This window comes from Pseudomonas sp. F9001 (genome assembly GCF_013385435.1).
In the GTDB taxonomy this organism is placed as follows: Bacteria; Pseudomonadota; Gammaproteobacteria; order Pseudomonadales; family Pseudomonadaceae; genus Aquipseudomonas.
In genome coordinates, this window is record NZ_JACAPX010000013.1 from 234890 (window position 1) to 250443 (window position 15554).

A 15554-nucleotide genomic window follows, 5' to 3' on the forward strand; every position below is an offset into this window, starting at 1 on the left:
ATCTAGTTCCAGCCAGCGCGATCCATCAAGCGAATAGCCTCAGCCTGGCGCTTGCCCGCCACTTCCACCGGCAATGTATCAGCCACAAACTTGCCCCAGGTCGCGACTTCCGCCGACGGCGGCACGGCCGGGTTGGCCGGGAATTCCTGGTTCACATCCGCAAAGATCTTCTGCGCTTCCGGCGTGGTCATCCACTCCACCAGCGCCTTGGCTGCTTCCGGGTGCGGCGCGTGCTTGGTCAGGCCGATGCCCGACAGATTGACGTGCACCCCACGGTCGCCCTGGTTCGGCCAGAACAGCTTCACCGCCAGGTCCGGCTTCTGCTTGTGCAGGCGGCCGTAGTAGTAGGTGTTCACGATGCCCACGTCACACTGCCCGGCGTTGATCGCTTCCAGCACGGCAATGTCATCGGAGAACACGTCGGTGGACAGGTTGTTGACCCAGCCCTTGACGATTTCCTCGGTCTTGGCCGCGCCGTGGGTTTCGATCAGGGTGGCGGTCAGCGACTGGTTGTAGACCTTCTTCGCGGTGCGCAGGCACAGGCGGCCTTCCCACTGTTTGTCGGCCAGGGCTTCGTAGGTGGTCAGGTCGCCCGGTTTCACGCGATCGGTGGAGTAGGCGATGGTCCGCGCTCGCAGGCTCAGGCCGGTCCAGGCATGGGCCGAAGAACGGTATTGAAGGGGAATATTCTTGTCGATCACCGCAGAGGTGAACGGCTGCAGGATGCCCATCTGCTCGGCCTGCCAGAGGTTGCCGGCGTCGACGGTGAGCAGCAGGTCGGCGGTGGCGTTTTCACCTTCGGCCTTGATGCGCTGCATCAGCGGCGCTTCCTTGTCGGTGATGAACTTCACCTGCACGCCGGTCTTCCTGGTGTAGGCGTCGAACACCGGCTTGATCAGTTCGTCGATGCGCGAGGAGTAGACCACGACCTCATCGGCCGCCTGCACGGTGGTGCTGCCGATAAGAGTGAGTGCCAGGGCAGTCAGGAGGCGCTTGGGTGCCAACATGGGTGCGGTCTCTCATTTGCAAAAAGAGCGCAAATGATAAGGACTCACATTTGGTAACGCTCAACGGAGCCGTTACCAGATGTTGCACAGCACCCTCAGGCCTTGGCCAGCTCCGGCAAATCCCCGGTCAAACCCAATGCCTGACGCACAAACAACGCCTTGGCCTCCGGCATCTGCTCAACCACCTTCAGCCCTGCATTACGCAGCCAGCGCAACGGCAGTTGATCGGCCTGGAACAACCGCTCAAAGCCTTCCATCGCCGCCATCAGCGCCAGGTTGTGCGGCATGCGCCGACGCTCGTAACGGCTGAGCACCTTCACATCCGCCAGGCGCTCGCCGCGCTCGTTGGCCGCCAGCAGCACCTCGGCGAGCACCGCCGCATCGAGGAAGCCCAGGTTCACGCCCTGCCCCGCCAGCGGATGAATGACGTGGGCCGCGTCGCCAATCAATGCCAGGCCTTCGGCCACGTAACGTTTGGCGTGGCGCTGACGCAACGGCACGCACAGCCGTGGATCGGCGCTTATCACGCTGCCCAGGCGGCCTTCGAAGGCATTTTCCAGTTCACGGCAGAAGCTTTCATCGTCCAGCGCCATCAAGCGCTCGGACTCACTCGGGGTGGTCGACCAGACGATCGAACACCAGTCTTCCTGCCCGTCCCGCACCAGCGGCAGGAATGCCAGCGGGCCATTGTCGGTAAAACGCTGCCAGGCCGTCTTTTGATGCACCTGGCTGCTGCGCACACTGGTGACGATGGCGTTGTGCAAATAATCCCACTCACGGGTAGCGGTGCCGGTCAGGCGACGTACTGCCGAGTTGGCACCGTCCGCCGCGACCACCAGTGGCGCGCGCAAGGTGCGGCCATCGGCCAGGGTCAGCAGCCAGTCATCGCCGGAGCGGCGCATCTGTTCCAGGCGCGCATTGGCCAGCAGGCCGAGGTCGCAGTCGTGCAGGCGGTCGAGCAAGGCGTCCTGGACCACACGGTTTTCGACGATATGCCCCAGCACCTCGGCATGCACGCTGGCCGCCGAGAAGTGGATCTGCCCGGTGCCGCTGCCGTCCCACACCTGCATCTCGCCGTACGGGCTGGCACGTCGCTCGACAATGCCTCCCCACACGCCAAGGCGCTCGAGGATGCGCTGGCTGGCGGCCGACAAGGCGCTCACCCGCGGTTCGAACGCAGCATGAGGGTCGAACGGCTTGACACTCAGCGGGCTGCCGTCGAGCAGCAGCACCTGCAGGCCACTGCCCTGCAACGCCAGCGCCAGGGCGCTTCCGACCATTCCGGCCCCGACAATCAGCACATCTGCGCGCATGTCCATGCTTTAAGCCTGTCTCGATTGCAGCTTGCGCCGCACGTAAAGGGTTTTGTCGACCCGCGCCACCAGGGTGCCGGAGCCGTCATGAATCTGTACCTTGAGCTGCGGTAAATACTTGTCGCCGCTGGCGGTGTGCTGGCGAATCTCGTCCAGCAACGCTTGGTCGATGGAAAATTCGGCGAACACCGGGCCTTTGCCCGGCGAGATAAAGTCGATAGCGGCAGCCTTGTCCCAGACAATGTAGTCGCGGCCCAGGTTCTCCATCAGCATCAGCATGTAGAACGGGTCGACCATCGAATACAGGCTGCCGCCAAACTGCGTGCCGACGTAGTTGCGGTTGTACCAGCCCAGGCCCATGCGCACCTTGACCTCGCGGAAATCGCTGCCGATGTGCAACACCCGAACTCCGGCCCCGAGGTACGGCGGGTACAGGGTCATGATCCAGCGCAACAGCCGCGCCTTGCCCAGGCGTCGGGTCAGCCACTCACGCATCGGGACGGGTGCCCAGGCCCATGGCCTGGCGCGCGAACCAGCGCTTGGCCGGCGGCAGCAAGTCGAGGCCCAGCAAGCCCATGTTGCGGCCCAGCGCGACCAACGGTTGCGCACTGCCAAACAGGCGGGTGACTTGATCGGAGAAGCCGACGGTGAGCTTCTGGTCCATGCGCTGACGCTCGCGGTACGCCTGCAGTGTCGCCAGGTCGCCCGGAATCGCCGGCCCGGCCAGCAGCGCCTCGGCCAACGCGTAGGCATCCCGCAGGGACAGGTTGAAGCCCTGACCGGCAATCGGGTGCAGGCTGTGGGCGGCATTGCCAAGTACGGCCAGATGAGAGCGCACTTGTTCTTCCGCTTCCACGAGCGTCAGCGGGTACAGGTGGCGCGCACCGACTTGCTTGAGGGTGCCCAGGCGGTAGCCGAACACGCCCTGCAGTTCACTCAGGAAGCTGCGTTCGTCCAGCTCGGCCAGGCGCTTGGCGTCCATGCCGACGCGGGTCCAGACCAGCGCGCAGCGGTTGTCCGGCAACGGCAGCAAGGCCATCGGGCCTTCGTCGGTGAACCGCTCGAACGCCTCGCCGTTGTGGGCCTCGCTTGGGGTGATGTTGGCGATCAGCGCGCTCTGGTTGTACGGCCGCTTTTTAACGCCGATGCCCAGTTGCTCGCGCAAACCTGAGCGACCGCCATCGGCCAGCACCGCGAGGTCGCACTCCAGCACGGTTTCGTCATTGAGGGTCAGGCGGTAGCCATCGGCAAGCGGCTCCATGCGCGTAACTTCCGCCGGGCAACGCCAACTGACCACGTCCTTGTCCAGCCCTTGCCACAGGCATTGGCCCAGCCAGGCGTTTTCCACCACGTAGCCAAGCGCCGGCACACCCTCTTCCATGGCCGACAGGCGCGCGGTAGAGAAGCGGCCACGGTCCGACACATGAATCTGTTTGATCGGCTCGGCGCGGCGAGAGATTTCCTGCCACACGCCCAACCGTTGATAGATCTGCCGCGCGCCAAAGGACAGCGCTGAAGAACGCGCGTCATAGCTCGGCTGGTAGCTGTCGCCGGGGGCAAACGGCTCGATCAGCACGATCTTCCAGCCCCGGGCCTTGGCCCCGGCCTGCAAGGCCAATGCGAGGCTGGCACCCACCAGGCCGCCGCCGATAATCGCCAGGTTGACCCGGCTCATCGGGCGCTCGCCATCAATGCTTCGATCTCGGCGACGGACTTGGGCACGCCACCGGTCAGAATTTCACAGCCTTGCTTGGTCACCACCACGTCGTCCTCGATGCGTACGCCAATGCCACGCCATTTCTTCGCCACGTTCTGGTTGTCCGGCGAGATGTAAATCCCCGGCTCCACGGTCAGTGCCATGCCAACTTCCAGCACCCGCCACTCGCCGCCGACCTTGTATTCGCCCACATCGTGCACATCCATCCCCAGCCAGTGGCCGGCGCGGTGCATGTAGAAGGCTTTATAGGCTTCACTGGCGATCAGTTCGTCGACATCACCCTGCAACAATCCCAGCTTCACCAGCCCGGCAGTGATCACTTGCACCGTCGCCTCGTGGGCCTGGTTCCAATGCTTGTTCGGGGCGATTTCGGCAAAGGCGGCTTCCTGGGAAGCCAGCACGATTTCATAAATCGCCTTCTGCTCGGCGGAAAACTTGCCGCTCACCGGCCAGGTGCGGGTGATGTCGCTGGCGTAGCAGTCGATCTCGCAGCCGGCGTCGATCAGCACCAGGTCGCCGTCCTTGAGCACCGCGTCATTCTGCTGGTAATGCAGGATGCAGCTGTTGCGCCCCGAGGCGACGATGGAACCATAGGCCGGCATCTTCGCCCCGCCCTTGCGAAACTCGTAGTCGAGCTCCGCTTCCAGGCTGAACTCATGCAACCCGGCGCGGCTGGCCTGCATCGCCCGTACATGGGCCGCGCAGGAAATCCGTGCCGCCTCGCGCATCACCTTCACTTCTGCCGCCGATTTATACAGGCGCATGTCGTGAAGCAGATGATCCAGGGCAACAAATTCGTTCGGTGGCTGGGCGCCGAGGTGCGCTTTAGAGCGGATCACGTTGATCCACTCCATCAGGTGCCGGTCGAATTCGGCATTGCTGCCCATGGCCGAATACACCCGGTCACGGCCTTCGATCAGGCCGGGCAGGATGTCGTCGATATCGGTAATCGGGAAGGCGTCATCGGCGCCAAAATCGCGAATCGCGCCTTCGGTGCCGGCCCGCAGGCCGTCCCACAGTTCGCGCTCGGCATTGCGTTCGCGGCAGAACAGCACGTACTCGCCGTGTTGGCGGCCAGGCATCAGCACGATCACCGCTTCCGGTTCCGGGAAGCCGCTCAGGTACTGGAAGTCGCTGTCCTGGCGGTAGACGTGCTCGACGTCACGGTTGCGGATGGCTACCGCGGCCGCCGGCAGGATGGCGATGCTGTTGGGTTCCATCTGCGCCATGAGCGCCTTGCGGCGCCGGGTGTATTCCGCTTTGGGGATATGGATCATGGGCAGATGGGCTTCCTTTCTTAGTGCAGCGACGGCTTGGGTGCAGCGGGCTCAGCCGATTTACGGGTCTCGGTGAACAGCAGCAGCGGCGCGACGCGCAGGTATTCCATGACTTCCATGTAGTCGCTTTCGCCGTCTTCGGACTCTTCCAGGGCGTCTTGCACCTGAGAGATGGCGGCCAGGTCCTGCAGCACTTCCTGGGCATCGGTGCTCAGGTCGAGGCCGCCGGCGTTCACGCCGAAACCGTGGAGGAAGCCTTGGCACCATTGGCCCAACGCGGCGGCGCGCTCGGTGAGCGGCGCGTCATCGGTAGGCAGCAGCAAGACGACGGTGACGTCATCACCGGTCAGCTCGCCTTTAACCATCTCTTGCAGGCCGATGAGCGCATTGCGCACGTTTTCGGTAGGCTCGGTTTCCAGCAGCTCGGCGACGTCGGCCAGCCAGTTGTCGGCATCAAAGCCGACACCGGTGCAGCTGCGGCCCAGCAGCACGCCGTGCAGTTCGGCAGGCGAGCAAGGATGACCGCTGGAACTCAGCAGTTTGGAAAAAGCATCGTACGGGGAGTTCTGAATGGGCATGGTGAGCTAGGCGCCAGACGGCGCAATGTCTAGAATGAAGCGCTGTATCCTAGCATCGGCAGACGTACCAAGACTATCGAGGGCGTCAGATCGTTTATCCAGCAGTTGCCATTCATCAGACAAAATCCAGTGGAACCCAATGGAAGACACCGACCTGCAAGCGCTGATGGCCAGACTCGAGCTGCTAATTAACCGGGTCGAGCAACTTAAGAGCCAAAACGGACTCCTATTAGCTCAGGAAAAGACCTGGCGCGAGGAACGCGCTCACCTCATTGAAAAAAACGAAATCGCCCGGCGTAAGGTCGAATCGATGATTTCGCGCCTGAAGGCCCTGGAGCAAGACTCATGAGTTCAAGCAATAGCGTCACCGTGCAGATTCTCGACAAAGAATATTCGATCATCTGCCCCCAGGAAGAACGCAGCAACCTGGTGAGCGCTGCCCGCTACCTGGACGGCAAGATGCGCGAAATCCGCAGCAGCGGCAAAGTCATCGGCGCCGATCGCATCGCCGTGATGGCCGCACTGAACATTACCCACGATCTGCTGCATAAGCAGGAACGGCCTGACGTGCAGGCCAGCGGCTCGACGCGCGAGCAGGTGCGCGACCTGCTGGAGCGGGTCGATCTGGTACTTTCTACCGATCCAGAGCCACCCAAGGGCTGATTGCGGCGTCGGTTTCGGGTATACTCGCCCCACTCCCTGGCGTGCTTGCCAGTCGGCGATGTCCCTGAGCCGATTCGCACTACCCTGGAAGTTACACGTTGGGCTGGTGTGCATGTCCGCTAGACGGAAAGCCTTAAAGCCTACTGTTTCTTCCACCTTGAACTTTCGGGTTCAAGGGCTAAGTCGACAGCGGTTCTGTCGGGGAGCCTGATTCCCAAATCCAATGCCAGTCCCAGGACTGGCATTGTTTTATGAGCCGAAAACCATGACCGAACCTGCGCCGCTTTCACGCCCGCAACTTCGACGCATGCTGCGCAAAGCCCGCCGCGCCCTGACGCCAAGCGAGCAACGCCAGGCCGCCCTGGGCCTGTATCGGCAACTGGCACAGCACCCGCTGTTTCGCCGGGCCAAACACCTATCCTTATATCTACCGACGGACGGTGAAATCGATCCGCGCCTGCTGCTGCGCGCTGCACAGCGCCGGGGCAAGGCGACGTACCTGCCGGTGCTCAGTGCATGGCCGCGAACCAAGATGGTATTCCAGCGAGTGCGCCCCGGCGAAAAGCTGAGGCCCAACCGTTTTCACATCCTCGAGCCCCAGGTAAATGCCGGCCGGCAACGCAAGGTCTGGGCGCTGGACCTGGTGCTGCTGCCACTGGTTGGCTTTGATGATGTGGGCGGACGGTTGGGCATGGGCGGCGGGTTTTATGACCGCAGCCTGGCCTACATGGCCCGCCGGAAATCCTGGCGCAAGCCGACGCTGTTGGGCCTGGCCCATGAATGCCAGAAGGTCGAACGATTGGCACAGGCAAGCTGGGATGTACCGCTTGAGGGCACAGTCACCGATAAGGATTGGTATATAGCAGAGACGCTACTGGAATCAGCAGCGCCTTGAAGACGGGTCAGCGTTTGAACGGTTGCGGCTGTTGCTGTGCGAGTTCAATCGGTGCGTCAGTCTTGTTCGACCACAAGCTCTGCGCATAGCCGGTGGTCACAACGCCCAGGCCGAACAAAATAACCAAAATCCATAGTAAATCCGGTTTGCGTTTCATCGATTGCCCCCCTTCAGGCATCTTGCACACGATGACAGCAACGTTCCATTAGTAGTCCGTGCCAGCTGCGTCAAGCTCAAAACCCCGGCATTCTGCGTTAACGTGAACCAACACGCAAACCTTGACGCCAACCGACTGTCGGTTTGTCATAAAATTGCAGGACAACTTTCCCAATCGACTTTTGAGGAGCGAAAACATGGCCTATTGGCTGATGAAATCCGAGCCCGATGAACTGTCCATCAAGGGCCTGGAAAAGCTCGGCGAGGCCCGGTGGGACGGGGTGCGCAACTACCAGGCGCGGAACTTCCTGCGGGCGATGGCGGTGGGTGACCAGTTCTTCTTCTACCACTCCAGCTGCCCGGAACCGGGGATTGCCGGCATCGGTAAAATCGTCGAGGCAGCCTACCCGGACCCGACCGCGCTGGAGCCCGACAGTCATTATTTCGACGCCAAGGCCAGCCCTGAAAAAAACCCGTGGAGCGCGATCAATGTTGCCCACGTCGAGACCTTTGCGAAGGTCCTGGGGCTGGGCTACCTGAAACAGCAAACCGCCCTCGCCGAGTTGCCCCTGGTGCAAAAAGGCAGCCGCCTTTCGGTGATGCCGGTCACCGCCGAGCAATGGTCCGCCGTACTCGGCCTGCGCTGAAACAGCAGAACCCTGCGGTCACGCCCATGGCGCATGCATCTGCGCGCCAACCGGGTTAGGCTGGCGCTTCATTTGACCCGCATCAAGGGCCTCCGGGCAGGATCGGTCAAACTAGGACGCTAACGCCGCAGGATGCACCCATGTCGACGAACCACCGTACCTCCCATCTTTTCGCCATTCCATTGATTGTCTTGCTGCTGGCCGCCGGCGGCTTCGGCTATTGGCAATCCACCCAGGACCGCCTGCCCGAAGGCTTGAGCATGGGCAATGGCCGGCTGGAATCGACTGAAGTGCAGATCGCCGCCAAGATCCCCGGGCGCCTCGCCGAAGTGCGGGTGGACGAAGGCGACAAGGTGCTCAAGGGCCAACTGCTGGCGCGCATGGACACCCGCACCCTGGAAGCCCAGCGCGCCCAGGCCGAAGCCGAAGTGCTGCGGGCCAGGGAGAATTTCGCTGCTGCCGAAGCCAATGTGCAACTGCGCCGGAGCGAACAGCTGCTGGCCAGCCAGGAACTCAAGCGCACCCAGGAGCTGTACAAGCGCGGCTTCGCCAGCGGCCAGTTGATCGACCAGCAGCAGGCCCGGCAAAACACCGGCAACGCTGCCGTGGTCGCCGCCCAGGCCCAGGTCAATTCGGTAAAGGCCGCCATCGGCGCCGCCCAGGCCCAGGTCGCCCAGCTCACCAGCGAAATCGAAGACAGCAGCCTGCGGGCGCCTATCGACGGCATCATCCAGCTGCGCCTGGCCGAACCCGGCGAAGTGCTCGGCGCGGGTGGCCGCGTGTTACTGCTGATCGACCCCAACGACCAATACATGAACCTGTATCTGCCCGCTTCGGTAACCGGCGCCCTGACCGTCGGCAGTGAGGCGCGGATCGTCCTCGACGCCCTGCCGAAGCAACCGCTGCCGGCGAAAATCAGCTTCGTCGCCGCCAAGTCGCAGTTCACCCCCAAGGAAGTGGAAACCCGCGACGAACGCCAGAAGCTGGTGTTCCGGGTCAAGCTGCGCCTGACCCAACCAAGCGCCGTGCCCCAAGCCAAACCGGGCATGCCCGGCGCCGGCTATGTGCGCACCGCTGACCTGGACTGGCCGGCCAACCTGCAATGAACGGCCTGGCGCTGCACGCCACGGGGATCAACCATCGCTACGGCAAGCAACAGGCGCTGATCGACATCGCCTTCAGCCTGCCCGCCGGCACACGCTGCGGGTTGATCGGCCCGGACGGCGCCGGCAAGTCGAGCCTGCTGGGCTTGATCGCCGGGGTCAAAAAGCTTCAACAAGGCGAACTGCAAGTACTCGGCGGCTCCATCGAAGACCGCCGCCACCGCAACAGCCTGTACCCGCGTATCGCCTTCATGCCTCAAGGCCTGGGCGGCAACCTTTACCCCGAGCTGTCCATCAGCGAAAACATCCGGTTCTTTGCCACGCTGTTCGGCCTGTCAAAAGCCGATTGCGACCAGCGCATGCACAACCTGCTGCTGGCCACCGACCTCGCACGCTTCGCCGAGCGACCTGCCGGCAAGCTCTCCGGCGGCATGAAGCAGAAACTCGGCCTGTGCTGTGCACTGATCCACGACCCGGACCTGTTGATCCTCGACGAACCCACCACCGGCGTCGACCCGCTGTCCCGTCGACGCTTCTGGGAACTGGTGGAAACCGTACGCAGCGAACGCCCGCAGCTCACACTGCTAGTGGCCACCGCCTACATGGAAGAAGCCGAGCAGTTTGAACACTGCCTGATGCTCGACCGCGGCAAGCTGATCGCCGACGGCCTGAGCAGCGAACTCGCCGCCGCGACGCCCAGCGGCAAACTGGACGAAGCCTTCACCCATTTCCAGGGCGACAGTGCCCATAACAACGAACCGCTGGTGATTCCGCCCCGGCAAAGCGATAACACCGACATCGCCATCGAAGCCCACGACCTGACCCTGCGATTCGGCGACTTCACGGCAGTCAACAAGGTCAGCTTCGCCATTGGCCGGGGCGAGATCTTTGGTTTCCTCGGCTCCAACGGCTGCGGCAAGACCACCACCATGAAAGTCCTCACCGGGTTGATGCCCGCCACCGAGGGCACCGCCACGCTGCTGGGCAACCCGGTAAACGCCAAGGACCTGGCCACCCGCAAGCGCGTGGGTTTCATGTCGCAAAGCTTCTCGCTGTACGGCGAACTCAGCGTGCGCCAGAACCTGGTGCTGCATGCGCAGTTGTTCGACCTGCCCAAGGCCGAGAGCGGCCAGCGCATCGACGAGTTGATCAAGCGTTTTGACCTGGGCGACGTTGCCGAGCAGCCGTCCGGCGAGTTGCCGCTGGGCCTGCGCCAGCGCTTGTCCCTGGCGGTGGCGGTGCTGCACCGCCCGGAAGTGCTGATCCTCGATGAGCCGACCTCGGGCGTCGACCCGGCCGCGCGGGATGACTTCTGGCGGCTGCTGATCGAACTGTCCCGGGAACAGGGCGTGACGATCTTCCTGTCCACCCACTTCATGAACGAAGCCCAGCGCTGCGACCGCATCTCGCTGATGCACGCGGGCAGGGTGCTGGCCTGCGACACGCCGGACGCGCTGCAACAGCAGTTCCACGGCGAAACCCTGGAAGCAGCGTTCGTCACCTGCCTGGAACAGGCCCAAGGCGCGCCCGAAGCGGCCACCGCGCCCTCCGAAACCGTCAGCGAACCCATGGCCCCACCCGTCAGCAAACGCGGGTTCAGCGTCGCCCGCCTGTTGGCCGTCGCCAGCCGCGAAGGCAAGGAACTGCTGCGGGACAAAGTGCGCATGGCCTTCGCCCTGTTGGGGGCGATTTTCATGATGGTGATCTTCGGCTACGGCATTTCCCTGGACGTGGAAAAGCTCGCCTTCGCCGTCTACGACCAGGATCAGACGCCGCAAAGCCGCGCCTATCTGGAGGCCTTTCGCAGTTCGCGCTATTTCGCCGAACAGTCGCCGATCACTGACTCCAACGAACTGCACAAACGCCTGCAGCGCTCGGAGATCAAACTGGCGCTGGAGATTCCGCCAGGGTTCGGCCGCGATCTCTACGCCGGCCGCCAACCCGCCGTGGCCGCCTGGCTCGATGGCGGCATGCCGTTCCGTGCGGAAACCAGCCGCAATTATGTCGAGGCCGTGCACCAGGCCAACCTCCAACAACTGGCCGAACTGAACAGCACACCATTGAATCAGCAAGCCGCCGCCAAACTGGAAACCCGCTTTCGCTACAACCAGGACGTGGTCAGCGTGAACGCTATCGGCCCCGGCGTGATGGCGCTGATCCTCGCGTTTATCCCAGCGATGCTCACGGCCCTGGGGATCGTGCGCGAGAAGGAACTGGGCTCCATCACCAACTTCTACGCCACACCCCTGACCCGCCTGGAATTCCTGTTGGGCAAGCAGGCGCCGTACCTGGCCGTGAGCCTGATCAACCTGGGCCTGCTGGTGGCGATGAACCGCTGGCTGTTCGGCGTGCCGTTCAAGGGCAGCGGCGTGACCCTGGCTTTCGGCGGCCTGCTGTATGTGCTGGCCACCACCAGCATGGGCCTGCTGATTTCCGCGTTCACCCGCACCCAGATCGCAGCGATCCTCGGCACCATGATCATCACCAGCCTGCCGACCATCCAGTTCTCCGGGCTGATCGTGCCGCGCTCGTCCCTGGAAGGCGCCGCCGCGTTGATGGGCATGTTGTTTCCGGCGGGCTACTTCCTCGACATTGCGGTGGGCACCTTTACCAAGGCCCTGGACCTGCGTCAGCTATGGCCACAGTGCCTGGCGCTGTTCGGGTTTTTCCTGGGGTTCACCGGGCTTAGCCTGATCATGCTCAAGAAGCAGGAGGCCTGAGATGCACAAGTTCGCCCATATCCTGCGCCTCGGCATCAAGGAACTGACCAGCCTGCGCCACGACAGCGTGTTGCTGCTGTTCCTGTTCTACGCCTTTACCGTCGCCATCTATATGCCCGCCGCCGGCTCGGTGATCGGTGTGCACAACGCCAGCGTGGCCTTTGTGGATGAAGACCACAGCGCGCTTTCCCGGCAACTGGCCGAAGCACTGCAACCGCCGGAATTCCAGGCGGCGGTGCCGTTGCCGTACGACCAACTGGACAAGGTGATGGACAGCGGCCAGTACACCTTCGTGATCAACGTACCGGCGAATTTCCAGGCCGACCTGTTGGCCGGGCGCCAGCCGGGGGTGCAGGTCAACGTCGATGCCACGGCCATGAGCCAGGCATTCATGGGTGCCGGGTATATCGGGCGGATTTTCCAGCGGGAATTGCTGACCTATGGCAACCAGGCCGATGCCGCCCAAAAGGCGCCGGCGCTGCTGACCACCCGGGCGCTGTTCAATACCAACCTGGAAGGCGGCTGGTTTCTGGCGGTGATCCAGATCGTCAACAACATCACCATCCTCGCCATCGTGCTGACCGGCACCGCGCTGCTGCGTGAGCGCGAACACGGCACCCTCGACCATTTGCTGGTGCTGCCGCTGACTGCGCTGGAAATCATGCTGGCGAAAATCTGGAGCAACATGCTGGTGGTGGTGCTGTGCACCTGGCTGTCGCTGGAAGTGGTGGTGAAAGGCTTGCTCGGCGTGCCGCTGGCCGGGTCGCTGACTTTGTTTTTGCTGGTGACGGCGCTGTACCTGTTTGCCAGTACTGCCCTCGGCATCTTCCTCGCCACCCTCGCCCGCTCGACGCCGCAGTTTGGCCTGCTGGCGATCCCGGTGATTATCCCGATGCTGCTGTTGTCCGGCGGCAGCACGCCGCTGGACAGCATGCCGCAGTGGTTGCAATGGGTGATGCAGGGCTCGCCGTCGACGCACTTTGTGAGCCTGAGTGCGGCGATTCTGTTCCGGGATGCGGGTGTGAATGTGGTGTGGCCGGACTTGCTGGCGCTGGCGGGGATCGGGTTGCTGTTCTTTGCGGTGGCGTTGGCGCGGTTCAGGAAGAGCCTGGCTTCCTGAGGTGCCTGTCAGGGCCTCTTCGCGAGCAAGCCCGCTCCCACACTTGACCGAGTTCTAACATGAGAATGCGGTTAAATGTGGGAGCGGGCTTGCTCGCGAAGGGCGCGAAGCGACCGGCTTACTGGATGATCAGGTTGTTGAACAACAGATCCTCAACCTGCGGCTTGCCGGTTTCGTCGTTCATCACTTGCTGGGTCTGCTTCAGGGCTTCCTGGCGCAGTTTTTCCTTCCCATCAACGCTGCTCATGGTGTCGTTGGTCTGCTGGGTAAACAACGCCACCAACTGGTTGCGAATCAGCGCATCGTTGGCTTTCACGGCAGCGGCTGCCTCGGGACCGGTGACCCGCAGGGCGATATCCGCCTTGAACACCCGCAGCTTCGCGGTGCCATCCAGGCCGTAGTTACCGACAAACGGCGGGCTCAGGCTGATATAGCTGACCTTCGGCGCTTCGCCTTCTTTGGCTTCTTCGGCCTGGGCGGCCATCGGCAGTGTCAGGGCCAGCATCAACAGGATCCACGCTTTCACAGTTCATTCCTCAATTCGGTTGCCCAGTAGCATAACGCTAGCAGCCCTGAGCACAAGCTTATGGCGACTTATCAGGCCGGGGCATGCTCGTTGACCCGTCGCCCTGCCCACCTACACTTATCGGCCAACACGCCAAAAGGAATAGTCCGATGAAAGCTGTGCTGTGCAAAGCCTTCGGCCCCGCCGAAAACCTGGTGCTGGAAGACGTCGAAAGCCCGGCGATCAAGAAGAACGAAATCCTGTTGGACGTGCATGCGGCCGGGGTCAATTTCCCGGACACCCTGATCATCGAGGGCAAGTACCAGTTCAAGCCGCCCTTCCCATTTTCGCCGGGCGGTGAAGCGGCAGGCGTGATCAGCCAAGTCGGTGAGAACGTCAGCCACCTGAAGGTCGGTGACCGGGTGATGGCCCTGACCGGCTGGGGCAGCTTCGCCGAGCAGGTCGCGGTGCCGGGCTACAACGTGCTGCCGATCCCGCCGAGCATGGACTTCAACACCGCCGCCGCCTTCAGCATGACCTACGGCACGTCGATGCACGCCCTGAAGCAACGGGCCAACCTGCAACCCGGGGAAACCCTGCTGGTGCTCGGTGCCTCCGGCGGCGTCGGCCTGGCTGCGGTGGAAATCGGCAAGGCCATGGGCGCCCGGGTGATCGCCGCGGCCAGCAGCGCCGACAAGCTGGCAGTGGCCAAGGCTGCCGGTGCCGATGAGTTGATCAACTACAGCGAAGCCAGCCTCAAGGACGAGATCAAACGCCTTACCGGCGGCAACGGCGTGGATGTGATCTACGATCCGGTGGGCGGCGACCTGTTTGACCAGGCCATTCGCGGCATCGCCTGGAATGGCCGGCTGCTGGTGGTGGGCTTTGCCAGCGGGCGCATTCCCGAGCTGCCGGTGAACCTGGCGCTGCTCAAGGGTGCAGCGGTGGTCGGGGTGTTCTGGGGGTCGTTCGCCCAGCGCCAGCCGCAGGACAATGCCGCCAACTTCCAGCAACTGTTCGGCTGGTTCGCCGAGGGCAAGTTGAAGCCGCTGGTGTCCCAGGTGTACCCGCTGGAGCAGGCGGCGCAGGCGATCAACGACCTCGGCCAGCGCAAGGCTGTGGGCAAGGTCGTGGTGCAGCTACGCTGACTATTGTTTCATTTTGTCCGCGGAGTGCCTGGGCCCATGATCGGCCGAGGCACTCACTCACTGGCAGGAATGAATAATGGTCACACCGCTGCGCGCGCTGTTTCTGGGGTTGTTGATGATGGTGTCGGCTCACGCCTTTGCCCATAAAGAGGGCAAGGATGTACGCGGGCTGAACAACGTGACGGTGCTGATCGTGCGCCATGCGGAAAAACCCGATGAAGGTCCGTTGCTGAGCCCCAAGGGCGAACAACGGGCGGCGGCCTACGCCAGCTATTTCGACCCGCTGCTGTTGAACGGCATCTCCGTGGTGCCCCAGCGGCTGATCGCCACCAGCGACAGCAAGGAAAGCTCCCGCCCGCGCCTGACCCTGACACCCCTGGCCCAGCGCCTGCAGCTCCCGCTTGAAACACCCTACTCAGACGATCAAGTCGGCAAGCTGGTGAAGTCCCTGCGCAAGTCCAACCAGGCGCAGACCGTGTTGATCGCCTGGCATCACGGGCATATCGACAAGTTGATCGAGGCCTTCGGCGGTGACGGCGCGGCGCTGACCGGCATGAAGAAATGGCCGGAAAATGTGTATGACTGGCTGATCGTGTTGCGCTTCGACGACCAGGGTCAACTGGTGGAATCCCGCAGCCAGAAGATCCAGGAACACCTGCTTCCAGGTGATATCGCAGCCGCCAACGGCAACTGAACCGAATCAAT

General features: G+C 62.9%; 17 protein-coding genes and 1 other RNA gene. 10 read left to right on the forward strand and 8 right to left on the reverse strand.

Features of this window, described 5'->3' with window-relative positions:
- Positions 1-2 precede the first annotated feature (2 nt).
- The 6 genes from HX818_RS13660 to HX818_RS13685 form a co-directional block, all read right to left on the reverse strand.
- The gene (locus HX818_RS13660; RefSeq protein WP_003213942.1) at positions 3-1007 is read right to left on the reverse strand and encodes an extracellular solute-binding protein; all 1005 of its coding nucleotides are present in this window, start codon (positions 1005-1007) and stop codon (positions 3-5) included.
- Between the two features lie 95 nt (positions 1008-1102).
- Positions 1103-2320 carry a 2-octaprenyl-3-methyl-6-methoxy-1,4-benzoquinol hydroxylase gene (locus HX818_RS13665; RefSeq protein WP_177020368.1) on the reverse strand — a complete coding sequence of 406 codons (1218 nt, stop codon included), beginning with the start codon at positions 2318-2320 and terminating at the stop codon, positions 1103-1105.
- Positions 2321-2329: 9 nt separating this feature from the next.
- Entirely contained in the window at positions 2330-2815 is a 486-nt protein-coding gene (locus HX818_RS13670; protein WP_003213946.1) for a DUF4442 domain-containing protein, read from the reverse strand.
- Complete coding sequence (gene ubiH, locus HX818_RS13675) at positions 2808-3995, reverse strand: 2-octaprenyl-6-methoxyphenyl hydroxylase (protein ID WP_177020273.1); 1188 nt, start codon at positions 3993-3995, stop codon at positions 2808-2810. Before ubiH ends, HX818_RS13670 begins: the two co-directional genes overlap by 8 nt.
- A complete protein-coding gene (gene pepP / locus HX818_RS13680) occupies positions 3992-5314 on the reverse strand; it encodes a Xaa-Pro aminopeptidase (RefSeq protein ID WP_102370134.1) in 1323 nt (440 codons plus the stop codon). The genes ubiH and pepP overlap by 4 nt, the downstream gene beginning before the upstream one ends.
- A 20-nt stretch (positions 5315-5334) precedes the next feature.
- Positions 5335-5892, reverse strand: coding sequence for a YecA family protein (locus HX818_RS13685; protein ID WP_003213952.1), 558 nt, complete (start codon positions 5890-5892; stop codon positions 5335-5337).
- A 139-nt stretch (positions 5893-6031) separates the two neighbouring features.
- On the opposite strand from HX818_RS13685, the gene HX818_RS13690 reads away from it, so the two are divergent.
- The 4 genes from HX818_RS13690 (at position 6032) to HX818_RS13705 (ending at position 7450) form a co-directional block, all read left to right on the forward strand.
- Positions 6032-6241: a TIGR02449 family protein gene (locus HX818_RS13690; protein ID WP_003213954.1), complete on the forward strand. Its 210-nt coding sequence runs from the start codon at positions 6032-6034 to the stop codon at positions 6239-6241.
- Positions 6238-6555 carry a cell division protein ZapA gene (locus tag HX818_RS13695; protein WP_003213956.1) on the forward strand — a complete coding sequence of 106 codons (318 nt, stop codon included), beginning with the start codon at positions 6238-6240 and terminating at the stop codon, positions 6553-6555. The genes HX818_RS13690 and HX818_RS13695 overlap by 4 nt, the downstream gene beginning before the upstream one ends.
- Positions 6556-6585: 30 nt before the next feature.
- A non-coding RNA gene (ssrS, locus tag HX818_RS13700) (6S RNA) lies at positions 6586-6764 on the forward strand.
- Between the two features lie 56 nt (positions 6765-6820).
- A complete protein-coding gene (locus HX818_RS13705) occupies positions 6821-7450 on the forward strand; it encodes a 5-formyltetrahydrofolate cyclo-ligase (protein ID WP_177020274.1) in 630 nt (209 codons plus the stop codon).
- Positions 7451-7457: 7 nt separating this feature from the next.
- Here HX818_RS13705 and HX818_RS13710 read toward each other — a convergent pair whose 3' ends face one another.
- Positions 7458-7607: a hypothetical protein gene (locus tag HX818_RS13710; protein WP_003213959.1), complete on the reverse strand. Its 150-nt coding sequence runs from the start codon at positions 7605-7607 to the stop codon at positions 7458-7460.
- 196 nt (positions 7608-7803) lie between these two features.
- Between HX818_RS13710 and HX818_RS13715 the strand changes: the two genes are divergently transcribed.
- From HX818_RS13715 to HX818_RS13730, 4 genes are all read left to right on the forward strand, one after another.
- A complete protein-coding gene (locus tag HX818_RS13715) occupies positions 7804-8253 on the forward strand; it encodes an EVE domain-containing protein (RefSeq protein ID WP_177020275.1) in 450 nt (149 codons plus the stop codon).
- Positions 8254-8393: 140 nt separating this feature from the next.
- On the forward strand, positions 8394-9359 hold the full coding sequence (locus HX818_RS13720; RefSeq protein WP_003213963.1) for an HlyD family secretion protein: 966 nt from the start codon (positions 8394-8396) through the stop codon (positions 9357-9359).
- Positions 9356-12076, forward strand: coding sequence for a ribosome-associated ATPase/putative transporter RbbA (gene rbbA / locus HX818_RS13725; protein WP_177020276.1), 2721 nt, complete (start codon positions 9356-9358; stop codon positions 12074-12076). The genes HX818_RS13720 and rbbA overlap by 4 nt, the downstream gene beginning before the upstream one ends.
- Before the next feature lies 1 nt (position 12077).
- Positions 12078-13196: an ABC transporter permease gene (locus HX818_RS13730; RefSeq protein WP_003213965.1), complete on the forward strand. Its 1119-nt coding sequence runs from the start codon at positions 12078-12080 to the stop codon at positions 13194-13196.
- 118 nt (positions 13197-13314) lie between these two features.
- Here HX818_RS13730 and HX818_RS13735 read toward each other — a convergent pair whose 3' ends face one another.
- The gene (locus HX818_RS13735; RefSeq protein WP_008438883.1) at positions 13315-13722 is read right to left on the reverse strand and encodes a flagellar basal body-associated protein FliL; all 408 of its coding nucleotides are present in this window, start codon (positions 13720-13722) and stop codon (positions 13315-13317) included.
- A gap of 149 nt (positions 13723-13871) precedes the next feature.
- On the opposite strand from HX818_RS13735, the gene HX818_RS13740 reads away from it, so the two are divergent.
- Positions 13872-14849: an NADPH:quinone oxidoreductase family protein gene (locus tag HX818_RS13740; RefSeq protein WP_003213968.1), complete on the forward strand. Its 978-nt coding sequence runs from the start codon at positions 13872-13874 to the stop codon at positions 14847-14849.
- 76 nt (positions 14850-14925) lie between these two features.
- Entirely contained in the window at positions 14926-15543 is a 618-nt protein-coding gene (locus tag HX818_RS13745; RefSeq protein ID WP_008438881.1) for a flagellar basal body-associated protein FliL, read from the forward strand.
- Positions 15544-15554: the final 11 nt, after the last annotated feature.